The organism is Streptomyces sp. NPDC055955 (assembly GCF_042270245.1).
Lineage (GTDB): Bacteria > Actinomycetota > Actinomycetes > Streptomycetales > Streptomycetaceae > Streptomyces.
Map to the genome: position 1 here is coordinate 182,967 of NZ_JBHJYS010000013.1, position 22,530 is coordinate 205,496.

24 protein-coding genes are annotated in these 22,530 nt (G+C 71.0%); 11 read left to right on the plus strand and 13 right to left on the minus strand.

The window, feature by feature from the left end; translation table 11 throughout:
* Positions 1 to 43: 43 nt before the first annotated feature.
* Positions 44 to 496: a sec-independent translocase gene (locus tag ACFC96_RS25945; protein ID WP_376257908.1), complete on the plus strand. Its 453-nt coding sequence runs from the start codon at positions 44 to 46 to the stop codon at positions 494 to 496.
* A 168-nt stretch (positions 497 to 664) separates the two neighbouring features.
* On the plus strand, positions 665 to 1,324 hold the full coding sequence (locus tag ACFC96_RS25950; RefSeq protein ID WP_376257909.1) for a hypothetical protein: 660 nt from the start codon (positions 665 to 667) through the stop codon (positions 1,322 to 1,324).
* A gap of 66 nt (positions 1,325 to 1,390) precedes the next feature.
* On the opposite strand, the gene ACFC96_RS25955 is transcribed toward ACFC96_RS25950, so the two are convergent.
* From ACFC96_RS25955 to ACFC96_RS25965, 3 genes are read right to left on the minus strand one after another with little or no spacing between them, the layout of a single operon-like run.
* Entirely contained in the window at positions 1,391 to 2,524 is a 1,134-nt protein-coding gene (locus ACFC96_RS25955; RefSeq protein ID WP_376614337.1) for an Mrp/NBP35 family ATP-binding protein, read from the minus strand.
* A 43-nt stretch (positions 2,525 to 2,567) separates the two neighbouring features.
* Positions 2,568 to 3,143: a DUF1003 domain-containing protein gene (locus ACFC96_RS25960; protein WP_376257911.1), complete on the minus strand. Its 576-nt coding sequence runs from the start codon at positions 3,141 to 3,143 to the stop codon at positions 2,568 to 2,570.
* On the minus strand, positions 3,130 to 4,416 hold the full coding sequence (locus tag ACFC96_RS25965) for a magnesium transporter MgtE N-terminal domain-containing protein (protein WP_376257912.1): 1,287 nt from the start codon (positions 4,414 to 4,416) through the stop codon (positions 3,130 to 3,132). The genes ACFC96_RS25960 and ACFC96_RS25965 overlap by 14 nt, the downstream gene beginning before the upstream one ends.
* Positions 4,417 to 4,593: 177 nt before the next feature.
* Here ACFC96_RS25965 and ACFC96_RS25970 point away from each other — a divergent pair, with 177 nt between their 5' ends.
* The gene (locus tag ACFC96_RS25970; RefSeq protein ID WP_376614339.1) at positions 4,594 to 5,346 is read left to right on the plus strand and encodes a hypothetical protein; all 753 of its coding nucleotides are present in this window, start codon (positions 4,594 to 4,596) and stop codon (positions 5,344 to 5,346) included.
* A gap of 20 nt (positions 5,347 to 5,366) precedes the next feature.
* On the opposite strand, the gene ACFC96_RS25975 is transcribed toward ACFC96_RS25970, so the two are convergent.
* Both ACFC96_RS25975 and ACFC96_RS25980 read right to left on the minus strand, forming a co-directional pair.
* The gene (locus ACFC96_RS25975; RefSeq protein WP_376614341.1) at positions 5,367 to 5,936 is read right to left on the minus strand and encodes a hypothetical protein; all 570 of its coding nucleotides are present in this window, start codon (positions 5,934 to 5,936) and stop codon (positions 5,367 to 5,369) included.
* A gap of 32 nt (positions 5,937 to 5,968) precedes the next feature.
* The gene (locus ACFC96_RS25980) at positions 5,969 to 7,084 is read right to left on the minus strand and encodes a magnesium and cobalt transport protein CorA (RefSeq protein ID WP_116510290.1); all 1,116 of its coding nucleotides are present in this window, start codon (positions 7,082 to 7,084) and stop codon (positions 5,969 to 5,971) included.
* A gap of 461 nt (positions 7,085 to 7,545) precedes the next feature.
* On the opposite strand from ACFC96_RS25980, the gene ACFC96_RS25985 reads away from it, so the two are divergent.
* On the plus strand, positions 7,546 to 8,142 hold the full coding sequence (locus ACFC96_RS25985; RefSeq protein ID WP_376614343.1) for a suppressor of fused domain protein: 597 nt from the start codon (positions 7,546 to 7,548) through the stop codon (positions 8,140 to 8,142).
* A gap of 3 nt (positions 8,143 to 8,145) precedes the next feature.
* Here the strand turns inward: ACFC96_RS25985 and ACFC96_RS25990 are convergent, their stop codons facing one another.
* Positions 8,146 to 9,411 carry an MFS transporter gene (locus ACFC96_RS25990; protein ID WP_376257920.1) on the minus strand — a complete coding sequence of 422 codons (1,266 nt, stop codon included), beginning with the start codon at positions 9,409 to 9,411 and terminating at the stop codon, positions 8,146 to 8,148.
* Between the two features lie 232 nt (positions 9,412 to 9,643).
* Here ACFC96_RS25990 and ACFC96_RS25995 point away from each other — a divergent pair, with 232 nt between their 5' ends.
* The 3 genes from ACFC96_RS25995 (at position 9,644) to ACFC96_RS26005 (ending at position 11,969) form a co-directional block, all read left to right on the plus strand.
* Positions 9,644 to 10,282 carry a DUF6758 family protein gene (locus ACFC96_RS25995; protein WP_376257922.1) on the plus strand — a complete coding sequence of 213 codons (639 nt, stop codon included), beginning with the start codon at positions 9,644 to 9,646 and terminating at the stop codon, positions 10,280 to 10,282.
* Between the two features lie 95 nt (positions 10,283 to 10,377).
* Positions 10,378 to 11,241, plus strand: a complete 864-nt coding sequence (locus ACFC96_RS26000; RefSeq protein ID WP_376257924.1) for a PHP domain-containing protein — start codon at positions 10,378 to 10,380, stop codon at positions 11,239 to 11,241.
* A 122-nt stretch (positions 11,242 to 11,363) separates the two neighbouring features.
* Entirely contained in the window at positions 11,364 to 11,969 is a 606-nt protein-coding gene (locus ACFC96_RS26005) for a MarC family protein (RefSeq protein ID WP_376257925.1), read from the plus strand.
* Between the two features lie 109 nt (positions 11,970 to 12,078).
* Here ACFC96_RS26005 and ACFC96_RS26010 read toward each other — a convergent pair whose 3' ends face one another.
* The gene (locus ACFC96_RS26010) at positions 12,079 to 12,231 is read right to left on the minus strand and encodes a hypothetical protein (protein ID WP_266673864.1); all 153 of its coding nucleotides are present in this window, start codon (positions 12,229 to 12,231) and stop codon (positions 12,079 to 12,081) included.
* Between the two features lie 263 nt (positions 12,232 to 12,494).
* On the opposite strand from ACFC96_RS26010, the gene ACFC96_RS26015 reads away from it, so the two are divergent.
* Positions 12,495 to 13,394 (plus strand): NYN domain-containing protein, encoded by a 900-nt coding sequence (locus tag ACFC96_RS26015; RefSeq protein ID WP_376614345.1) that lies wholly within the window; start codon positions 12,495 to 12,497, stop codon positions 13,392 to 13,394.
* Between the two features lie 15 nt (positions 13,395 to 13,409).
* Here the strand turns inward: ACFC96_RS26015 and ACFC96_RS26020 are convergent, their stop codons facing one another.
* The gene (locus ACFC96_RS26020) at positions 13,410 to 14,288 is read right to left on the minus strand and encodes an alpha/beta fold hydrolase (RefSeq protein WP_376614347.1); all 879 of its coding nucleotides are present in this window, start codon (positions 14,286 to 14,288) and stop codon (positions 13,410 to 13,412) included.
* 138 nt (positions 14,289 to 14,426) lie between these two features.
* A complete protein-coding gene (locus ACFC96_RS26025) occupies positions 14,427 to 16,907 on the minus strand; it encodes a DEAD/DEAH box helicase (protein WP_376614349.1) in 2,481 nt (826 codons plus the stop codon).
* Positions 16,908 to 17,089: 182 nt separating this feature from the next.
* On the opposite strand from ACFC96_RS26025, the gene ACFC96_RS26030 reads away from it, so the two are divergent.
* Positions 17,090 to 17,821: a ferritin-like fold-containing protein gene (locus ACFC96_RS26030; RefSeq protein ID WP_116513430.1), complete on the plus strand. Its 732-nt coding sequence runs from the start codon at positions 17,090 to 17,092 to the stop codon at positions 17,819 to 17,821.
* Positions 17,822 to 17,943: 122 nt separating this feature from the next.
* Here the strand turns inward: ACFC96_RS26030 and ACFC96_RS26035 are convergent, their stop codons facing one another.
* From ACFC96_RS26035 to ACFC96_RS26050, 4 genes are all read right to left on the minus strand, one after another.
* Positions 17,944 to 18,210, minus strand: a complete 267-nt coding sequence (locus ACFC96_RS26035; protein WP_116510280.1) for a hypothetical protein — start codon at positions 18,208 to 18,210, stop codon at positions 17,944 to 17,946.
* A 227-nt stretch (positions 18,211 to 18,437) separates the two neighbouring features.
* Positions 18,438 to 18,665, minus strand: coding sequence for a DUF3107 domain-containing protein (locus ACFC96_RS26040; RefSeq protein WP_376257934.1), 228 nt, complete (start codon positions 18,663 to 18,665; stop codon positions 18,438 to 18,440).
* A gap of 144 nt (positions 18,666 to 18,809) precedes the next feature.
* Entirely contained in the window at positions 18,810 to 19,451 is a 642-nt protein-coding gene (locus ACFC96_RS26045) for a TetR/AcrR family transcriptional regulator (RefSeq protein WP_116510278.1), read from the minus strand.
* A 144-nt stretch (positions 19,452 to 19,595) separates the two neighbouring features.
* Positions 19,596 to 19,814: a hypothetical protein gene (locus ACFC96_RS26050; RefSeq protein ID WP_116510277.1), complete on the minus strand. Its 219-nt coding sequence runs from the start codon at positions 19,812 to 19,814 to the stop codon at positions 19,596 to 19,598.
* Between the two features lie 148 nt (positions 19,815 to 19,962).
* On the opposite strand from ACFC96_RS26050, the gene ACFC96_RS26055 reads away from it, so the two are divergent.
* Both ACFC96_RS26055 and ACFC96_RS26060 read left to right on the plus strand, forming a co-directional pair.
* Positions 19,963 to 20,982: an alpha/beta fold hydrolase gene (locus ACFC96_RS26055; RefSeq protein ID WP_376614351.1), complete on the plus strand. Its 1,020-nt coding sequence runs from the start codon at positions 19,963 to 19,965 to the stop codon at positions 20,980 to 20,982.
* Positions 20,969 to 22,477, plus strand: a complete 1,509-nt coding sequence (locus ACFC96_RS26060) for a DUF3152 domain-containing protein (protein ID WP_376614353.1) — start codon at positions 20,969 to 20,971, stop codon at positions 22,475 to 22,477. The genes ACFC96_RS26055 and ACFC96_RS26060 overlap by 14 nt, the downstream gene beginning before the upstream one ends.
* The last annotated feature ends 53 nt before the right edge of the window (positions 22,478 to 22,530 follow it).

Sequence of the window (22,530 nt, forward strand, 5' to 3'; positions counted from 1 at the left end):
ACGGAGATCTGCTGCGGGCCTGAGGACACGCTAGGAGCGCAAGGTGTTCAACGACATAGGCCCACTCGAGCTGCTGACGCTCGTCGTCCTCGCGGTGCTCGTCTTCGGCCCGGACAAGCTGCCGAAGGTCATCCAGGACGTGACGCGCACGATCCGGAAGATCCGAGAGTTCTCGGACAGCGCCAAGCGGGACATCCGTGAGGAACTGGGCCCGGAGTTCAAGGACTTCGAGTTCGAGGACCTCAACCCGAAGACGTTCATCCGCAAGCAGCTGGACAACGACGAGCTCGGGCTGAAAGAGATCCGCAACGGCTTCGACCTGAAGAAGGAGATGGCCGAGGTCACGGAGGCCGTGCAGAGCGTGGACGAGGCGTCGTCCGGCTCCGGAGCCGCCGCCGCGTCGTCCGGTTCGGCTCCCGCCAAGATCGACATGCAGAAGAAGCCGGAGAAGCCGGCGGCGGACGACCACCCGCCGTACGACGCCGACGCGACCTGAGACGTCCCGGCCCGCTGCCCGGCGACCCGCCGCCCCGCGTACCTGCCGGAACCCGGGGTCGCGTACCGGGGTGTGGCATCCTGCCTTGTTGTTGCGCGGATCGGTGGCGAGGACGCCCGAGGGGGGTGGGCCGCCGCGGTCCGACTGAGCGAGGAGGCGGCCGGGTACATGGAGACGACGAGTCGGGTAGGCGCGCAGGCGCCCGCGGCGGAAGGGACCCCCGAGGTCCTGACGGCCCGGCGCACGGTCGACGGCTACCTGCTGGCGCCCTTCCCGTGGTACGGCCTCGACGAGGCGTACACGGGGCCGCGTTGGCTGATGCAGGTCGGCACCTCGGCGGAGGGAGCCGTGGAGCACGGTTCCATCGGGCACGGGGACGAGCCCACCCTGCGGAGCGAAGGCGCGGAGGACAAGGAGCGGTTCGCGGTCGTCGTGACCGTGGCGGCCAACCCCGTCCGGCGCAGCGCCGACGGCACGGGTGTCCTGGAGGCGACCTCGGTCTCCTCGGCGGCCTGGCTCGCCGGGGTCGGCCTGCTCAACGTCACATGGCCGGGCCAGATGGACCACACCCTGCGCGACGACTGGCTGGACCAGCAGACCGAGACGGCGTGGGTCCTGGCGGACGACCTCGAGGGCGAGGACTGGACGATGCTGTCCCTGCCGGTGGACGGCGTCCCGACGCCGTTCCACTACCGGGAGTCGGAGTTCGGCTGGGTCCTCGCCGGGTCGACGCAGGAGGGCGTGCACCTGGGGGCGTACGGGCGCGGCATGAGCGCGTACGGTCTGGGCTTCTCGATGATCAAGGACATCGGCGCCTACGAGGCGTAGCGGTTCCGAGTACGCCGATGGGGCACGGTCGCGATGACCGTGCCCCATCGGCGTACTCCCTGAAGGTCAGAACTTGTTGCGCGGGGTGATTCCCAGCGACATGCCCGACAGGCCGCGCTGGCGGCCGCCCAGCTTGCCGGCGATGGCGCGCAGGGCCGAGCCCGCGGGGGAGTCGGGGTCGGAGAGGACCACCGGCTTGCCCTCGTCGCCGCCCTCGCGCAGCCGGACGTCGATCGGGATGGAGCCGAGGACCGGCACGTTCGCCCCGGTCGTCCTCGTGAGGCCCTCGGCGACGCGCTCGCCGCCGCCCGTGCCGAACACGTCGACCATCTCGTCGCAGTGCGGGCACGGCAGGCCCGCCATGTTCTCGACGACGCCGACGATCTTCTGATGGGTCTGGACGGCGATGGAGCCGGCGCGCTCGGCGACCTCGGCAGCCGCCTGCTGGGGCGTCGTGACGACCAGGATCTCCGCGTTCGGGACGAGCTGCGCGACGGAGATCGCGATGTCGCCCGTGCCCGGCGGCAGGTCGAGGAGCAGGACGTCCAGGTCGCCCCAGAAGACGTCGGCGAGGAACTGCTGGAGCGCGCGGTGCAGCATCGGGCCGCGCCACACGACCGGCGCGTTGCCCGGGGTGAACATGCCGATCGAGATGACCTTCACGCCGTTCGCGGACGGCGGCATGATCATGTTCTCGACCTGGGTGGGACGGCCCTCTGCGCCCAGCATGCGCGGCACGCTGTGACCGTAGATGTCGGCGTCCACGACGCCGACCTTCAGACCGTCGGCGGCCATCGCGGCCGCGAGGTTCACCGTCACCGAGGACTTGCCGACGCCGCCCTTGCCGGACGCCACCGCGTACACACGGGTCAGTGAGCCGGGCTTGGCGAAGGGCACCTCACGCTCGGCCGTGCCGCCGCGCAGCGCCGCGGCGAGCTCCTTGCGCTGTTCGTCGCCCATCACGTCCAGCGTGACGTCGACGCGCGTGACGCCTTCGACGGCCGCGACCGCGTCGGTCACGCTTTTCGTGATGGTCTCGCGCATGGGGCAGCCGGAGACAGTGAGGTACACGGTGACCGCGACCGCGCCATCCGCGCCGATCTCCACCGATTTGACCATCCCCAGCTCGGTGATGGGTCGCTGGATCTCGGGGTCGTTCACCGTCGCCAGTGCTTCGCGCACCGCGTCTTCCGTAGCCATACGCCGATAGTACGGCGCGGTAACCCTTGTCCGGAAAGCCTTGTCAGCGGTCGTCTACGTCACGTCCGTGACCTGCGTCGGGCGCGGAGCCGGCCGGGAAGGCCACACGCTGGTCCTCCAGCTCCTTGAGCAGGTCGTGGAGCTCGGAGCGGATCCAGTCGCGGGTGGCGACCTCGCCGAGGCCCATCCGCAGGGCGGCGACCTCGCGGCTGAGGTATTCGGTGTCGGCGATGGAGCGCTCGTTCTGCTTGCGGTCCTGTTCGAGGTTGACCTTGTCCCGGTCGTCCTGCCGGTTCTGCGCGAGCAGGATGAGCGGAGCGGCGTACGAGGCCTGGAGCGAGAGCATCAGGGTCAGGAAGATGAACGGGTACTGGTCGAAGCGCAGGCTGCTCGGCGCGGTGACGTTCCACACCACCCACGCGATGATGATCACCGTCATCCAGACGATGAACCGGCCCGTGCCCAGGAAGCGGGCGATCCGCTCCGAGAGCCGTCCGAAGGCCTCCGGGTCGTAGTCGGGCAGCAGCTTGCGGCGCGGGGGGCGCGGCAGGTCGAGCCGGAAGCGCGGCGCCCGCGCCGCCTCGGGGCGGCCGTCCCGCTCGCGCTCAGCCGGCGCCATGGTTCACCTCCGCGTCGGCCAGGTGGAACTCCTGCTCGCGCCAGTCCTCCGGCAGCATGTGGTCGAGGACGTCGTCCACGGTGACCGCGCCGAGCAGCGAACCGCTCTCGTCGACGACGGGCGCGGCCACCATGTCGTACGTCGCGAAGAACCCGGCGACGACCGGGAGCGCGGCGGACGGCGCGAGGGCCTGGAGGTCCTCGTCGAGCATCGAGGACACCAGCGTGTACGGGGGATCGCGCAGCAGCCGCTGGAAGTGCACCGTACCGAGGTACTTGCCGGTGGGCGTCTCGTCGGGCGGGCGGCACACGTACACCTGCGCGGCCAGCGAGGGGGAGAGGTCGGGGTTGCGGACCCGGGCCAGCGCGTCGGCGACGGTCGCGTCGGGCCGCAGCACGATCGGCTCGGTCGTCATCAGACCGCCCGCGGTCTTGTCCTCGTACGCCATCAGCCGCCGCACGTCGGCAGCGTCCGAGGGCTGCATCAGCGCGAGCAGCCGCTCCTTGTCGTCCTCGGGCAGCTCGCCGAGCAGGTCGGCGGCGTCGTCCGGGTCCATCTCCTCCAGGACGTCGGCGGCGCGCTCCTCCTTGAGCTTGCCGAGGATCTCGATCTGGTCGTCCTCGGGCAGCTCCTCGAGGACGTCCGCGAGGCGCTCGTTCGTGAGGGCCGACGCGACCTCGGCCCGGCGCTTGGGGGAGAGGTGGTGCAGAACGTTGGCGAGGTCGGCCGGGCGCAGTTGCTCGAACGTGGCGAGGAGGTTCTCGGCGCCCTGTCCGTGCTCCTCCAGCGAGAACCCGTCGACGGCCGACCAGTCGACGGTGAGCGTCTCGCCCTTGGCGCGGCGGAACGCGCCACCGCTCCTGCCCTTGCGCACGAAGACCCGGTCGATCTCCCAGTCCCTGCGCGCCGGCAGCTGCTGGACGGAGACGTCCAGCACCGTCACCTCCTCACCGGACTCGACGAGCCGCACCCGCCGGTCGAGCATCTCGCCGAGGACGAGCCGCTCGGTGGGCCGCTGCTCGAAGCGCCGCACGTTCAGTACGCCGGTGGTGATGACCTGGCCGGACTCGATGCCGGTCACGCGGGTCATCGGCAGGAAGATGCGGCGCCGTGTGGAGAGCTCCACGACGAGCCCGAGCAGCCGGGGCGGGCGGCGGCCGACGCGCAGCATGGCGACGAGATCGCGGACGCGCCCCACCATGTCGCCGTTGGGGTCGAAGACGGCGATGCCGGAGAGGTGCGAGACGAAGATCCGGGGGGCGCCTGCCGCCATGCGCCGCGCCTCCTTTACGTCCTCATGTGTCCTGAAGGTGTGTTTCAGGCTAGCCCGTCCCGGTCCCGTGCGCCTTTGCGCTGCGTCCGGACGGACTGGCTCCGTTCACCGCAGGTGACACGGGTACGCTGCCGTTCTGCCGCCGAGCAAGACGTCGTACGAGAGGTAGCGCGAGCCGTGACCGTACTTCCCCTGGCCCGCCGTTCCGCTGGGATCTTTCTGGTGGGAGTGATGTGCCTCGGGCTCGCGGCATGCGGCGGCGAGGATCCGGACGCGGGCACGAACGGCGTCGCCAAACTGACCGCCCCGAAGATCCAGAGCCGCACCGTCAGGGCCGCGCAGGGCGCCGGGGCCGTCCGTCTGTCCGGCACGGTCGTCAGCAGCGGGCACTCGTACAAGATCGACATGCGGCTCAAGGACGAGGGCGGCACGGGATCCGTCACGACCGGCGGCCGGACCTTCCAGTTGCTGCGGGTCAAGGAACATCTGTTCCTGAAGGCCGACGCGGACTTCTGGACGCACGAGGACGGCAAGGGTTCGAGCGGCGCGGCGCAGGGGGGCACGGCCGCCGCGGCGGACAAGCTCGACGGCAAGTACGTCAAGGTCCCGCAGGGTGACCCGGCCTACAAACGCCTGAGCGGCTTCACCGTCAAGGGCGCGCTCCTGGACGGACTGCTCACCCTGCACGGCAAGGTGGAGAAGGGTGACCGGGGTTCGGCGGGCGGCGTACGCACGGTCGAACTCACCGGCGACAAGGGCTCCGGCGGCACTCTCGACGTCTCCCTCGAGGGCACCCCGTACCCGCTGCGCCTGGAGCGCGCGGGCGGCGCCGGCACGCTCCAACTCACCGACTGGGGCAAGGACTTCACGCTCCGCGAGCCGGGCAAGGACGACACGGTGGACTACGGGGCCCAACTCCCGGCGTCCTGAGTCACCGAGGCCGGCTCGCCCTACTTCCCGCGCCGCTTGCGGCGGAGCAGGAGGCGGGGGAGCGCCGCGGGGGCCTCGCGGCGGGTGGTCGCTTCCGTGGCGACCGGCGCCGCGGCCAGCGCATCGGACGACGGCGGGAGCGTCGCCCCCGTCGGCTCCAGGCGGAGCACCCGGCACTCGTGTGCCCAGCGCTCCGGCATCGCCTCGCCGTCCGGCGCGTTCAGGCGCTTGCCCTTCAGCTCGGCGACGGCCGCCTCCCACCCCTCGGAGCGCGGGGCGAGCTCGACGACCCTGGCCGCCCAGCCCACGAGGCGCCCGCCCTTGTCCTTGCTGCGCACGGTGACGGTCGCGGCCCCGCCGTCGGTGAGGCCGGGCAGGGGCTGCTCGCCGGGCCCGTCACCGACCAGGTTGGCCGCGCCCTCGTGCCACACGTGCCACAGGGCGCGCTCGGGGCCGAAGGTGCCCCGGACCCAGATGAGGCCGGACTTCTTGGTGGCCTCCTCGACGAGGGCCTGGTCCATCAACGAGGGTGTCGCGGAGCGGCTCGTCGAGGGGCGCTCGTCGGGAGAGGGGCTGGCCTGATCCGTCATGGGCGCCAGCCTAGAGCCTGTCCGTCGGCCGTTCAGAGCCACCCGTTGCGCTTCAGGATGCGGTGGATCGCGAAACAGGCGCCCACCGTGACGCCGAGGACGAGCGGGTAGCCGAACCGCCAGTGGAGCTCCGGCATGTGCTCGAAGTTCATGCCGTACACGCCGCAGACCATCGTCGGCACGGCGATGATCGCCGCCCAGGACGTGATCTTGCGCATGTCCTCGTTCTGCGCGACGGACGCCTGCGCGAGGTTGGCCTGGAGGATGGAGTTGAGCAGTTCGTCGAAGCCGACGACCTGCTCCTGCACGCGCGCGAGGTGGTCGGCGACGTCACGGAAGTACTTCTGGATGTCCGGGTCGACGAGCCGCATCGGCCGCTCGCTCAACAGCTGCATGGGCCGCTGGAGAGGGGCCACCGCCCGCTTGAACTCGAGGACCTCGCGCTTGAGCTGGTAGATCCGCCCGGCGTCGGTGCCCCGCGGAGCTCCCTTGCCCGTCTGCGAGAAGACGTCCGTCTCGACCTCGTCGATGTCGTCCTGCATCGCGTCGGCGACGGCGAGATACCCGTCGACGACGTGGTCCGCGATGGCGTGCAGGACGGCGGACGGGCCCTTGGCGAGCAGCTCGGGGTCGTCCTGGAGCCGGTGCCGCAGCGCCCGCAGCGAGCCCTGGCCGCCGTGCCGGACGGTGATGAAGAAGTCCCTGCCGGTGAAGCACATCACCTCGCCGGTCTCCACGACCTCGCTCGTCGCGGTGAGTTCGGCGTGCTCCACGTAGTGGATGGTCTTGAAGACCGTGAACAGGGTGTCGTCGTAGCGCTCCAGCTTGGGGCGCTGGTGGGCGTGCACCGCGTCCTCGACGGCGAGCGGGTGGAGCCCGAACTCGGCGGCGATACCAGCGAATTCGGACTCGGTCGGCTCGTGCAGACCGATCCAGGCGAAGCCGCCGTCGCGGCGCGCCTTGAGGATCGCGCCGCCGGGCGTCAGGCAGTCGCTGTCGTGGACGCGGGCGCCGTCGCGGTAGACGGCGCAGTCGACGACGGCCGTGGACGTCGACGGGTCGCGGGTGGTGTCGTACGGGGCTGACGTGCTGCCGGTCTCGCGCGGCGCGGGGCGGACGGCGGCACGCAGGTCACGGATCATCGACATGGGCAGGCTCCTTCGCGGGCGGGAGCCGCCGGAGGCCATACGGGTCGGCGCTAACCGGAATGAGGACGTTTTGACTGCGGATCCTGTGTGCACGTCCACAAAGCGGGGAGCACCGCACCGGCGCGGTGGCGGCTTCGCTACTGATTCAGATCAGGCGGAAACGAAGTGCTCTTCCGTGGTGCGCAGACAGACTCGAGCGTGCGCGGAAAGCCGGGAAAACGCGGCTCAGTGGCCGGAAGAGCGGGTGGTACTGCACGGTCGACTTCGGTCCATTGCAGCCCCACCTCCTCCAGCCGGTCCCCCGTGAGGGACGACGTCTCATCCCTCGCAGGGGACGCATGTAGGTCAGGGGCTCGAAAGCGACGCTTGGCGTGCTGCCCCGACCAGCGGCCAAGACTATCAGCCGACTGAAGAAGCAAGCCCACCCTTTACCCATTGGATGCGAGTTCTATGCTCGCGGCATGGGAGATGTTCTTGCTCTGGTCGAGGCCCGGCTGCGTACGGCCCTCGGTGAACCGGACGCGCGCGCCGCGGTCACGTTCCTCGGCACCGATCGCATCGAGGTGCTGCGCTTCACGGACGCGGCGGACACCGGCCTCGTGCGCTACGCCACGCTCGGTATGTCGGCCGCCCCCATGGCCGACCCGACGTCCGCGCTCGCCGACCCGCTCAAGGGCCCGCGCGCGGAACTCGTGCTGTCGATCCGCGTTGGTCGCGCCGACACCGACAAGGTGCTGCGCCCGCTCGCCGTGCTCGCCGCGTCGCCGCAGGTCGAGGGCGTCGTCGTGGCCGCGGGCGCCTCGCTCGACGTGGGTGAACCCCTATGGCCCGGCGCCCCGTTCACGTCCGTGCTCGTCGCGGAGTCCGGAGGCCTCGTGGAGGATCTCGAACTGGACTCTCCGCTGGATCCCGTACGGTTCCTGCCCCTGCTGCCGATGACGCAGAACGAGGCGGCGTGGAAGCGGGTGCACGGCGCGGCCGCTCTTGAGGAGAAGTGGCTGAACAGCGGAACGGACCTGCGCGATCCGCTGCGCAGGTCCGTGTCCCTGGACCAGTAGGGGTCAGTTCGCGAAGACGGAGATCCCGTCCTCGCCCGCGTGCTGCGGCGCCAGCTCCTCGGCCTCGTGGGTGAGGGCGCTCCTGCGCACCCACACGACGACCGCGCCGAGCAGCGCCGTGATCGCGGCGACCACGAACGGGATGTGGAGGTCGGTCCACTCCTCGATCTTCGGCGCGAAGTACGGCGCGGCCGCGGCGGCGAACCAGCGGACGAAGTTGTAACCGGCGCTCGCCACGGGCCGCGGCGCGTCCGAGACGCCGAGCGCGAGCTCCGTGTACACGGTGTTGTTCACGCCGATGAAGGCGCCCGACACGATCGTGCAGACGATGGCGGCGGTGTGGCCGCCGTACCCGAGGACCAGGACGTCGGCGGCGAGCAGGACCAGCGAGCCGCCGAGCACCTTGAGCGACCCGAAGCGGGCCTGCATCCGCGGCGCGACGATCACCGAGAAGAACGCGAGCAGGACGCCCCAGGCGAAGAAGACGCCGCCCGACTTGTACGGGGTCATGTTCAGGACGAACGGCGTGAAGGCCAGGATCGTGAAGAACGTGTAGTTGTAGAAGAAGGCCGAGACGGCGGCCGAGGCGAGCCCGCCGTGGCCGAGCGCCTTGAGCGGATCGAGGATCGAGGTCTTCCTCGCGGGCCTGGGCTGTTCCTTCAGGAACGCCGTGATGCAGAGGAAACCGATGGCCATCAGGGCCGCGGTGCCGAAGAACGGGTAGCGCCAGCTGGCGTTGCCGAGCAGCGCGCCGACCAGCGGGCCGCAGGCCATGCCGAGGCCGAGCGCGGACTCGTAGAGCAGGATCGCGGCGGCCGAGCCGCCGGCCGCGGCGCCGACGATGACGGCGAGGGCCGTCGAGACGAACAGCGCGTTGCCGAGACCCCATCCGGCGCGGAAGCCGACGAGTTCACCGACGGAGCCGGAGGTGCCGGCCAGCGCGGCGAAGACCACGACGAGCGCGAGCCCCGCGAGCAGCGTCTTCCTGCCGCCGATTCGGCTGGAGACGAATCCGGTCACGAGCATCGCGACGGCGGTGATCAGGAAGTACGAGGTGAAGAGCAGGGAGACCTGGCTGGGCGTCGCCTCGAGGCCCTTGGCGATGGAGGGCAGGATCGGGTCGACGAGGCCGATGCCCATGAAGGCGACGACGGATGCCCCGGCGGTCGCCCAGACCGCCTTCGGCTGACGCAGCAGGCTGGTCGCCCCTGCGTCCAGCGTGTCCCCTTCGGCGGGACCTCCCGCACTTCCGGTACTGCTGTGGCTCATGCCGGTTCCTCGCATTCCTGTGTCGTTCGCGGTTCGCGCGGTGTCGTTCGCGCGGGGACCGCCCGCGTTCCTCGGTGACCGTGAGCGATCGTTGGCGTATACACATAATAAATTAGCTCGGCTAACTAATGCAAGCTACATCTAGTTTTTCCGGTGAGGTCCGGTCGGACCCGGCCCTCGGACGGGTGATCGTCCTTGACGGAGCGGGAGACGGGGAGGACCGTTGGTCCCTATGAGGGGCGAACCCAGTTGCCCGAAGTGTGGTGGCCGGGTCAGGGCTCCCGGCCTCTTCTCCGACTCCTGGCAGTGCGAAGCGCACGGGGCGGTGCATCCGATGCAGCCCGTGATCCCGCCCAGCGTCGAGGCGCTCAGCGTCGTCGTGCACCGCGCCGAGGTGCCGGTGTGGATGCCCTGGCCGCTGCCCGTCGGGTGGCTGTTCACCGGGGTGGCCAGCGCGGGCGACGACCGCACGGGCGGCAAGGCGACCGCGGTGGCCTGCTCGGGCCCCGGGCCGCTCGGCGGCGTGGGGGAGATGCTGTTCGTCGCGGAGGAGCTCGGTGTCGGCCTCGGCGCCCGGTACGCGGGCATCGACGGCCCCGACCCCGGCCCGCACATGACCGTCGAGAAGCCGCCCCAGGCCAAGGTTCTGGCCGCCGGACGCCCGACCCCGATGTGGCACGTCGCCGGCACTCCGGACGACCGCGCGGCCTTCGCGGGCGAGGCGCGCGGGCTGTGGGTGTGGGCGATCGTGTGGCCCGAGCAGACCGGGCTCCTGATGTACGACGAGCTGGTCCTGACCGACCTGCGCGACGTGGGCGCCGAGGTCGATCTGGTGCCCTGCGGCGCGCTGTCGCCGCGCATCCTGACGTAAGGGGTCATACCGGGAGACGAGGGTGACGGGATCGCTCCGGATCCCCGTTATCCTTGAGCGACCCCTTCCGTCCGTTCAGAGCCTGGAGTACGCGCGTGCGCATCGATCTGCACACCCACTCCACCGCCTCCGACGGCACGGACACCCCGGCCGAGCTGGTCCGCAACGCGGCCGCCGCCGGTCTGGACGTCGTCGCGCTCACCGACCACGACACGAGCCGTGGGTACGCGGAGGCCGTCGCCGCGCTGCCGGCCGGACTCACGCTCGTCACCGGCGCCGAACTCTCCTGCCGCCTCGACGGCGTGGGCCTGCACATGCTGGCCTACCTCTTCGACCCCGACGAGCCCGAGCTGCTGCGCGAGCGCGAGCTCGTACGGGACGACCGGGTGCCGCGCGCGCGGGGCATGGTCACCAAGCTCCAGGACCTCGGCGTGCCCGTGACCTGGGAGCAGGTCGCCCGCATCGCCGGCAGCGGGTCCGTCGGCCGTCCGCACGTCGCGGAGGCACTCGTCGAACTCGGCGTCGTCGGCTCCGTCTCCGACGCCTTCACGCCCGACTGGCTCGCCGACGGTGGGCGCGCGTACGTCGGCAAGCACGAGCTCGACCCCTTCGACGCGATCCGCCTGGTCAAGGCCGCGGGCGGGGTCACCGTCTTCGCGCACCCGGCGGCCGTCAAGCGCGGGCAGGTCGTGCCCGAGTCGGTGATGGCCGACCTCGCCGCGGCCGGACTCGACGGCATCGAGGCCGACCACATGGACCACGAACCCGCCACGCGGGCCCGCCTGCGCGGCCTCGCCGCCGACCTCGGCCTCCTGGCCACGGGCTCCTCCGACTACCACGGCAGCCGGAAGACCTGTGTGCTCGGCGAGTTCACCACCGACCCCGAGGTGTACGGGGAGATCACGCGCCGGGCGACCGGGGCGTTCCCCGTCCCCGGGGCCGGCGGAACCACCGCGTAGCCGCGCCCTGCCGCGATCCGGCGGGCCGCTCCCTTCACGCCCCGGTGCGGGCTCACGCACCGCACCCCCACGCACGACGCGTCCCGGCTGATCCCGCGGACCCCACTCGCAAGGCCACACCCGTGTTTGATGTCGCTGTCTTCGGATCCCTTTTTCTCACGCTATTCGTGATTATGGACCCCCCTGGGATCACCCCGATCTTCCTCGCGCTCACCGCGGGCCGGCCCGCCAAGGTGCAGAAGAGGATGGCCTTCCAGGCCGTCTGTGTCGCCTTCGGGGTCATCGCGGTCTTCGGCCTGCTGGGCCACCAGATCCTCGACTACCTGCATGTCTCCGTCCCCGCGCTCATGATCGCGGGCGGGCTGCTGCTGCTCCTCATCGCGCTCGACCTGCTCACCGGAAAGACCGACGAACCGAAGCAGACCAAGGACGTGAACGTCGCGCTCGTGCCGCTCGGCATGCCGCTGCTCGCGGGCCCCGGCGCGATCGTGTCCGTCATCCTCGCCGTGCAGAAGGCGGACAGCGCCGCGACGCAGGTGTCGGTGTGGACGGCGATCGTCGCCATCCATGTCGTCCTGTGGTTCGTGATGCGCTACTCGCTGCTGATCATCCGCGTCATCAAGGACGGCGGCGTGGTCCTGGTGACGCGCCTCGCGGGCATGATGCTCTCCGCGATCGCCGTGCAGCAGATCATCAACGGCGTGACCCAGGTGATCCAGGGCTCCTGACCCGCCGAGCCCTCGCCGGGCACGCAAAAGAGCCCCCGTACGGAGGTCGTACGGGGGCTCTGAAGCGTGTTAATCGATTACGTACGGTGCATCAGGAGTCGTCGTCGCGTCACGAGGCCGGCGACTCGGCCGGGCGGATGTAGAGGCGCTGCCCGGTGGCGGCCGCCTGCTGAACGATCCGGTTGACGGAGGCGGCGTCCACGACGGTGCTGTCCACGGCGGTTCCGTCGACATCGTCGAGTCGCATGATTTCGAAGCGCATAACCGCTTCTCCCTTCGTCTGGTCATCCTCCTGGAGGAGAACTACTGGTACGGGACAACAGTCTTGCCCCGTCGTACGGCCAGGCGGTTGCCTGACCGTTAAGAGTGGATTGCGCGGCTTCAGTGCCCCGCGTTCTGTAGGGATCAACGGGTTGCCCCCAGCAAACATTCCCTACGCTAAGGAAATTTTTCGCGAGGCTAATTACCTGCGGGTAGCGGGACCAGTTGTGTTCGCAGCGTGACGACCGTGACAATGGGCCACATATGAACGACGACCTGACGGCCATCCGCGCGGAGCTCGACCGTACGAACGAGCTGCTCAAGCGCATGCTCGCCGAAGTGGCCAAGACCCCGTCCACCCACGCGATCTTCGTGGATGCCGGATACCTCTACGCCGCCGCCGGGCGCCTCGTCACCGGGACCGAGGACCGCCGAGCCTTCGACCTCGACGCCGAAGGCATCGTCGACGCCCTCATCGACAAGGCCCGCACGATCTTCGCGGACAGCCGGCTGCTGCGCGTCTACTGGTACGACGGCGCCCGGCGCCGCATCCATACGAACGAACAGCAGTCGATCGCCGAGCTGCCCGACGTCAAGGTCAGGCTCGGCAACCTCAACGCCCACAACCAGCAGAAAGGCGTCGACTCCCTCATCCGCACGGACCTGGAGTCGCTCGCCCGGCACCGCGCCATCAGCGACGCCGCGCTCATCGGCGGCGACGAGGACCTCGTCTCCGCGGTCGAGGCGGCGCAGGGCTACGGCGCACGCGTCCACCTGTGGGGCATCGAGGCGCCCGAGGGCCGCAACCAGGCGGACCCGCTCCTGTGGGAGGTCGACAGCCAGCGCACGTTCGACCTGGCGTTCTTCAAGCCGTACGTGTCCCGGCGCACCACCACGGCGACGTACGACAACGCGGACATGCCCCGCCCCTCGCGGGAGGACGTGCGGTTCGTCGGCGCGCAGATCGCCGCCAGGTGGCTCGCCGCGCGCGGCAGGGAGTCACTGGCGGAGCTGCTGCCGGGGCACCCGTATCTGCCCGGGCCCGTCGACCAGGAGCTGCTGGTCGAGGCGGAGGAGCTGCTGCAGTACTCGCTCCGGGGACAGTCCGACCTGCGCCGCGCCCTGCGGGACGGCTTCTGGGGCCACCTCCAGGCGCAGTACTAGTACCGCGCCCTGGGCCTAGACGACCGGCGGGTGCAGGTCCCAGAACTCGGCCAGGGCCGCCGCGGTCTCCTCGGGGCGGTCCGTGTTCGGGGAGTGCTCCGCTCCCGCGATGACCGTCCTGCGCGCCGAGAGGCGTACGGCCATGGAGTCGAGGAGCTGCACCGGCCAGGTGTCGTCGCGCTCGCCCGACAGCACGTGCTTGGGCAGCCGGACGGCCGCCAGCTCGTCGACCAGGTCGGGTTCCGTGCACAGCTGGCGGCCGGTCGCGATGAGCTGGGCCGGGCTGTTGAGCAGCCAGCGGTGCCGCAGGGCGGCGGCGTCGTCCGCACCCGCTCCGGGGGTGTCCGTCTCCTCCGGCGCGTCGAGCGCCTGTATCGCGTCCCAGGTCTGCGCCATGTCGAGCACGGCGAGTGCGTCCCGCAGCAGCTTGACCCGCTCCTGCTGCGACGGCGAGATCTGGGCCGGGCCCGAGGACATGAGGGTGAGCGAGGCGAACGGCGTCGCGTCGACGAGCACGGCCGCCCGGGCGATCTGGCCGCCCAGTGAATGCCCCACGAGATGCAACGGCGTCCCGTCGTCCACGACGGCCGCCTGCGCGAGCACATCGCGGGCCAACTCCCTTTGTGCGTAAGGGGATTCGTCGTCGAGGGGTCCCGTCGACTCGTACTGCCCCCGCCCGTCCACGGCGACCGTGCGATACCCGGCGGCGGCGAGCGGAACGTGCAGGGCGATGAAGTCCTCCTTGCTGCCGGTGAACCCGGGCAGCAGGAGTGCGGTACCGATGTGCCCGGCGTCCTGGGGACCGGCGCTGATGGCGGCGAAGTAGCCGCGCTCGGTCCGAAGGGTGTGGGCGACGGCGCCGGGCGGCGGGACGAATGCGGGAGGCCGACTCATGCGACGAGGCTAACGGCACTGCAGCCGCGGGTCATTCGGGGACGGGGCAGGCTCCGTGCGACCTCCGCGACCGTGAACGCCGATGGCCCGGCCCCGCTTTCGCGGGTGCCGGGCCATCGGCCTGCTCCGTGCTCCTGCTCAGCTCTCCGTCGGCTCCGCGGCCTTGCGGGTGCGGCGGCGGGGCTTGGCGGGCGCCTCCTCGGCGGGCGCTTCGGCGGCGGCCTTGGGGGCGGCGGCCTTGCGCGTGCGCTTCGGCTTCGTCTCCGTGACCTCGGCGGCCGCGTCGGCGGTCGCCTTGGGGGCGGCGGCCTTGCGGGTGCGCTTGGGCTTGGCCTGCGCGGGAGCCTCGACGGTCTCGACGGTCTCGACGGCCTCGACCGTGTCCACCGCGGCCTGTGCGGCCTTGCGGGTGCGGCGGCGCGGCTTGGCCTCGGCCTCATCGGCGACGACCGCCTCTGCGGCGGCCTTGGGGGCGGCGGCCTTGCGCGTGCGCTTCGGCTTCGTCTCCGCGATCTCCGTCGCCTCGACGGTGTCCGCCACGGCCTCGGCCTTGGGTGCGGCCTTGCGGGTGCGCTTGGGCTTGGTCTCCGCGGGAGCCTCGACGGTCTCGACGGCCTCGACCGTGTCCACCGCGGCCTGTGCGGCCTTGCGGGTGCGGCGGCGCGGCCTCGGGACCGTCGCCTCGACGGTCTCGGCGACCACCTCGGCAGCGGCCTCGGGCGCGGCGGCCTTACGGGTGCGCTTCGGCTTCGTCTCCGCGGCCTCGGGCGCCTCGACCGTGTCGGCGACAGCCTCGGCCGTCGCGACGGCGGTGGTCTCGACGACCGCCTCCGGCGCGGCGCCCGAACGGGTGCGGCGGCGACGGCGCGGCGTACGCGGCTCCGCCACCGTGGCGTCCACGGTCTCGGAGGCGGCGACCGCCTCGGCCGGAGCCGTCCTCGGCTCGTTCGCCGTCGGCGCGGCCACCGGCTCGCCGTTACGGATGCGGCGACGGCGACGCGGCGTCGTACGCGCCGGACGCGGCTCGCGCTCCTGGACAGCGGCCGGAGCGGCCGTACGGCCACCACGGCCGCCGCGCCCGCCACGGCCACCGGTCTCGCCGAGGTCCTCGACCTTTTCGGCGGCCAGGCCGGCCCGGGTGCGCTCGGAGCGCGGCAGCACGCCCTTCGTGCCGACCGGGATGTTCAGTTCCTCGTACAGGTGCGGAGACGACGAGTACGTCTCGACCGGGTCGGGGAACTTCAGGTCCAGCGCCTTGTTGATCAGCTGCCAGCGCGGGATGTCGTCCCAGTCGACCAGCGTGATCGCGATGCCCTTGGCGCCCGCGCGGCCGGTACGGCCGATGCGGTGCAGGTACGTCTTCTCGTCCTCGGGGGACTGGTAGTTGATGACGTGCGTCACGCCCTCGACGTCGATGCCGCGAGCGGCGACGTCGGTGCAGACGAGCACGTCCACCTTGCCGTTGCGGAACGCCCGCAGGGCCTGCTCACGCGCGCCCTGGCCGAGGTCGCCGTGGACGGCGCCGGACGCGAAGCCGCGCTGCTGCAGCTGGTCGGCGATGTCGGCGGCGGTCCGCTTCGTACGGCAGAAGATCATCGCGAGCCCGCGGCCCTCGGCCTGCAGGATGCGCGCGACCATCTCCGGCTTGTCCATGTTGTGCGCGCGGTAGACGTGCTGCGAGATGTTCGCGACCGTCGCGCCCTCGCCGTCCGGCGACGTGGCGCGGATGTGCGTCGGCTGCGACATGTAGCGACGGGCCAGGCCGATGACGGCGCCCGGCATCGTCGCGGAGAACAGCATCGTCTGACGCTTGACCGGAAGCATGTTGATGATCTTCTCGACGTCGGGCAGGAAGCCCAGGTCGAGCATCTCGTCGGCCTCGTCGAGGACGAGGGACTTGACGTGCTTCAGGTTGAGCTTCTTCTGGCCCGCGAGGTCGAGGAGACGGCCCGGGGTGCCGACGACGACGTCGATGCCCTTCTTGAGGGCCTCGACCTGCGGCTCGTAGGCACGCCCGCCGTATATGGCGAGGACGCGCACGTTGCGCACCTTGCCGGCCGTCAGCAGGTCGTTCGTGACCTGCTGGCACAGCTCACGGGTGGGGACGACGACGAGCGCCTGCGGGGCGTCGGTCAGCTGCTCGGGCTGCGCCCGGCCCGCCTCGACGTCCGCGGGGACGGTGACGCGCTCGAGGAGTGGAAGCCCGAAGCCGAGCGTCTTGCCGGTGCCGGTCTTGGCCTGACCGATGACGTCGGTCCCGGAGAGCGCTACGGGGAGCGTCATCTCCTGGATGGGAAAGGGGTTGATGATGCCGACGGCCTCGAGGGCTTCGGCGGTCTCGGGAAGGATCCCGAGCTCTCGGAACGTGGAAAGCTGCTGCGTAGTCAGGGTGTTGCCTCTTCTGTGAGACGCGGTGCGAGGCGAACGCGGGGGTCGTGACCGTGCCTTGATCGCCGGTCGCCAGCGAGAGGCGGGCGGGCCGGGTGACGCGGGACCACTGCCGACGCTCGAGCGCTCGTGCCGCTGAGGGATTCCCTCCTCATGCCGTACGCCGTGTGACGTACCGCCCGGAGGGCTGTCGGGTCGGAGCCGATCGGGCCACCGACCGGGCATCCTCATTCATGAAGCCCGTCGAAAACGCGTACAAACAGACACGTAAAAGTTCTGCTCGTACCCGGCGGGCTCTTTACCACCATACCCCGGAATCGCGCATGCGCGATGGCCGAATTGGTCACGTAGTCGTCGTCACAGTCATTGACCAGGGACTTCCGGGGGCCGGTCGGCGGGCTATTGTGCGCTTCATGGAGACGCCTGACACCGCCGCAGCCGACGAACCCACCGGAATCGCCGCCCAGGACTGGGCCAAGGCATCCGTCGACCCCCATTACCGCGCAGCGGTCGTGGATCTGCTCGGCGCACTCGCGTACGGAGAGCTGGCCGCATTCGAGCGGCTCGCCGAGGACGCGAAGCTGGCGCCTACGCTCGGCGACAAGGCCGAGCTCGCGAAAATGGCGTCCGCCGAATTCCACCACTTCGAGCAACTGCGCGACCGGCTCTCCGCCATCGGCGTCGAGCCGACCGAGGCGATGGAGCCCTTCGTTGCCGCGCTCGACGGCTTCCACAAGCAGACCGCGCCGTCGGACTGGCTGGAAGGTCTGGTCAAGGCGTACGTCGGCGACTCGATCGCCAGCGACTTCTACCGTGAGGTCGCGGCCCGGCTCGACTCGGACACCCGCTCCCTCGTCCTCGCCGTCCTCGACGACACCGGCCACGCCAGCTTCGCCGTGGAGAAGGTGCGGGCCGCGATCGAGGCCGAGCCGCGCGTGGGCGGCCGGCTCGCGCTGTGGGCTCGCCGCCTGATGGGCGAGGCGCTCTCACAGTCGCAGCGGGTCGTCGCCGACCGGGACGCCCTGTCGACGATGCTCGTCGGCGGCGTGGCCGACGGGTTCGACCTCGCGGAGGTGGGCCGGATGTTCTCGCGGATCACCGAGGCGCACACCAAGCGGATGGCCGCGCTGGGGCTCGCGGCCTGAGCCCGCTTCACCGCCGGTGGGTCACGGTCGAGGGTCTTTCGTTCTGCCGCCCTGCCGGCGGACGCGAGGCCCTGCGGCCTGTCGTCCGGATCAGGCCGGGCTCGCCGAACGAAAGGCAGGCCCTAGGCCGGCGCCGACCGGCGGACTCGGGCTGAGGGGCGCAGCAGCAGCGACAGAAAAGCCACCCCCACGACGACCGCTCCGGCGAGAGTGGCGAGGGCGTGGCCGGAGCCGAGCGCGGTGTGGGTCAGAAATGCCCCGAAGAGCGCACCCGCGATCCCTGTCGGCAGTACGAGCGCCCGGGGCGGGAGCCGACGGGGCAGGCGGACAGTCGCGGCCCAGGCAAGGCCGAGGCCGAGCAGGGCGGAGCCGAGCGCTTCCAGGAGCATCGTGTGAGGTCCCTCCCGCATTGGCCGTGGTGCAAATCGGTCTTGACCGGTGTACCCCCCGGCTGCGGAATGCAATCCTCCCCGTATGGGTCCGCTGTGTCCGCCCTGTGAGGGCCGCAGCGTCGCGGACAGGCCCGCGACCAGGTACGGAACAGGTACGGGAAAGGCCCGGTGGCGGATGCCACCGGGCCTTTCCCGTATGTCTTTCGTGCCGCCGCGCGCGGGGCCTACATCGGGCCGAAGCCCACCTTGCGCACCGTCGGCTCACCGATCTCCACGTACGCCAGGCGGTCGGCGGGCACCAGGACCTTGCGGCCGTGCTCGTCCACGAGCGACAGCAGCTGCGCCTTGCCGGACAGTGCCTCGGACACCGCGCTCTCGACTTCCTCGGCGGTCTGGCCGCTCTCCAGAACGATCTCGCGGGGCGTGTGCAGCACGCCGATCTTGACCTCCACGGCCTTGTCCCTCCGACGATCCGTGATGTGCGCGGACGACCGCGCCGTACCCCGCACACATTAGCCCGGTGAGGGGACGTACCCGGCGTCCACGCTGCACGCCAGGAGCGAACAAGACCGTGGACCGCCGTGGGCCGCGCCTCGTCAGTGGTGGTCGGTGCCGTGCAGAGGGAAGCCGGCGATGCCGCGCCAGGCCAGAGAGGTCAGGAGCGTCACTGCCTTGTCGCGGGGGATCTGCGACTGGCTGGAGAGCCAGTAGCGCGCCACGACCTGCGATACGCCGCCCAGGCCGACGGCGAGCAGCATCGACTCGTCCTTCGACAGGCCCGTGTCCTCGGCGATCACGTCGGAGATCGCCTCCGCGCACTGCAGGCTGACTCGGTCCACGCGCTCGCGCACCGCGGGCTCGTTCGTCAGGTCCGACTCGAAGACCAGGCGGAACGCGCCGCCCTCGTCCTCCACGTAGGCGAAGTACGCGTCCATCGTGGCCGCGACCCGCTGCTTGTTGTCGGACGTGGAGGCCAGCGCCGTGCGCACGGCGAGCAGAAGCGCCTCGCAGTGCTGGTCGAGCAGGGCGAGGTAGAGGTCGAGCTTGCCGGGAAAGTGCTGGTAGAGCACCGGCTTGCTGACGCCCGCGCGCTCCGCGATGTCATCCATGGCCGCCGCGTGATAGCCCTGCGCGACGAATACCTCCTGGGCCGCGCCCAGAAGCTGGTTGCGTCGGGCACGGCGCGGCAGGCGCGTGCCCCGAGGGCGTGCTGCCTCTGTCTGCTCGATGGCTGTCACGCCGCCTCCCAAGATTGTCCGTGTGCGGTGTGCGCCGCTTCGCCATCGTACTTTTCGGTAACCGTGGTGCGCGCGGTGCAGACGCACAATTTCACGGACCGGACAGCTATGAAAACAGTCCGCATGCGGGCAAATACGGGCAGGTCACCGATAGTCGTCCTCGTCCAGATCCACCACGCGGGCCTGCTCGGCACGGTCCGCCTCGTTCGCGGCGTCCGGGTCGGCGTCCGCCGGAGGGTCGTCCCGGTGCGGCGAGAGCTCCGTGAGCTGCTCGGCCGCGTCCGCCTCGGGGGCCTCGACGCCGAACTCCGCGTCGTCCTCCTGCCGCTCGAATGTGTCGGGGTCGGATGGGTCGACCGTCATGGCGGCTCCCTTCCCTCATGTGTCCTCGTGCGTCCTCATGTGGGCGGGTGCCCAGATCTGAGCGTAGGAGACACCGCAAAGGGGCGCGATGCGATCTGTGACGGCGAACACACGATCCAGTGCGTGATCGTCTCGTAACATATCCCGCATGTCTTCGACCGAGTCGCCGCGTGTGCCTGCCGCCTTCGCAGCCGCGGCGCCCAAGCCGGGAACCGTCCGGATCGCGGAGGGTGAGCGGCTCGACTCGGTCGGCCTGCCGGGGCTCACGCTCACCGTTCGTTCCCGCCCCGGCACCCGCGCAGGGCTGCCTCCCGCGCTGTACGTGCACGGCCTCGGCGGCTCCTCGCAGAACTGGTCGGCCCTGATGCCGCTCCTGGAGGACGTCGTCGACGGCGAGGCGCTCGATCTGCCCGGCTTCGGCGACTCCCCGCCGCCGGACGACGGCGACTACTCGGTGACCGGGCACGCCCGCGCCGTCATCCGCCACCTCGACGCGGCGGGCCGCGGGCCCGTCCACCTCGTCGGCAACTCCCTCGGCGGGGCGATCGCGACACGGGTCGCGGCCGTACGGCCCGATCTCGTCCGCACCCTCACGCTCGTCTCGCCCGCGCTGCCGGAGATCCGCGTGCAGCGCACGGCGGTGCCGACCGCACTGCTGGCCGTACCGGGCGTGGCCTCGCTCTTCACCCGCCTCAGCAGGGACTGGACCGCCGAACAGCGGGTGCGCGGCGTCACGGCACTCTGTTACGGGGATCCCGGCCGGGTCACCCCCGAGGGATACCGAGCCGCCGTCGAGGAGATGGAGCGGCGGCTTCAACTGCCTTATTTCTGGGACGCGATGACCCGTTCGGCGCGTGGCGTCGTGAACGCGTACACCCTGGGCGGGCAGCATGGGCTGTGGCGTCAGGCCGAACGTGTCCTCGCGCCCACGCTCCTCGTCTACGGTGGACGCGACCAGCTCGTGTCCTACCGTATGGCGGCGCGGGCCGCGCGGACGTTCCGTTCCTCGCGGCTCCTGACGCTGCCGGACGCGGGGCACGTGGCGATGATGGAGTATCCGGAGACGGTCGCCACGGCGATGCGTGAACTCCTCGCGGACGCGGGGGGATCGACCGAGAGCGACGAGACGAGCGGGCGGGGAGCTGAGGCGGCGAGTGGGACGGCATAGCCGCCGGGGGCCGGCACCGGCACCGTTGGACGACGCGGAGGAGGCCGGGGCACCGGTCGCCGCAGGCAGCGGCCGCCGCAGGCGCGGCGCCCCCGATGTGCCACGTCCCTCCACGCCGGGACCCCGGGCACAGCAGGGCGCTGGGCGCGCGCAGGCTCAGCCGGGGCAGGCTCCGTACCGCGGCCCGTCGCCGAACGCCGGGCCGCCGCGTGGGTTCTCCGAGGCGACGCCCGCACACGGCTTTCCGCAGGCGGCTCCGCCGCAGGGGCCCACCACGCGTGGGTTCTCCGAGGCGACGCCCGCACACGGCTTTCCCCAGGCGACCCCGCCGCACGGTTTCCCGGCGCAGGGGACTCCGGTTCATGGGTCGCCCCGCGTGACGCCTTCCCACGGATTCCCGCAGGGCACGCCCGCGCACGGCGTTCCGCATGTGCGCGGTGGGCACCCTGAGCAGTTCGAGGGGGGCGCCCGGGGCGAGACCCGCATGGGCGTCGGTTACGCGGCCGCGCCGGTCGTGCCGTCACCCCGGAGCAGGCCCCGGCAGGACTACGTGGACGCGTTCGCCCCGCCTGCCCGTCCCTCCGAGCCCTACGGCGCTGTCACCGACCGGGACGCGGGGGGCGGCGAGCCCGACCTGGCCGCCGCCGGTTCTGCCGAGGACGAGGAGCCGGGTGACAAACGGGGCAGGGGCCGTACGTACACCGGCATCGCGGCCGCCGCCGTGACCACCGTGCTCGCCGTCGTCGTCGCCGGGCACGTCGTCCAGGGCCGTGGCGAGGCGGCCGACGGCCACGCGCGATCCGCGGCCGGGCCCGGCGAGCGGTCGACGGCCGGGTCGGCGTCCCGGTCGGACGACCGCGCCACCCCCGAGGGCAAGGCGCGGCCCGTCACCCCGCTGACGTACGACCAGAAGATGGGCCGGACGTATCCCCTTTCCGCCAAGCTCAAGGGCTCCGGGAAGTTCACCGCGGTGCCCGGATTCGACAAGGCGCCGGGCAAGGGGGAGAAGTTCCGGTACCGGATCGACGTGGAGAACGGGCTGGGGCTCGACGGCGCGCTGTTCGCGCAGGCCGTGCAGAAGACTCTGAACGACGACCGCAGTTGGGCCCACGACGGGGGCAGGACTTTCGAGCGGATTTCCTCCGGGAAGCCCGATTTCGTCATTACGCTGGCCAGTCCGGGGACCACCGGCGTCTGGTGCGCGAAATCCGGGCTCGACACGACCGAGGACAATGTGTCCTGCGATTCCGCCGCCACCGACCGCGTCATGATCAACGCCTATCGGTGGGCGCAGGGATCGACGACGTACGGGAACAAGATCCATCTGTACCGTCAGATGCTCATCAATCACGAGGTCGGGCACCGGCTCGGGTTCAACCATGTGACCTGCGCGAAGAACGGCGCGCTCGCGCCCGTCATGCAGCAGCAGACCAAGTTCCTGACCTTCGACGGAATCACCTGCAAGCCCAACCCCTGGGCCTTTCCCGAGAGTTGAGCCGCAGGGCGGAGGTCGCGTTGACATCCGGCGAAAGTTCGTTCATATTTCTC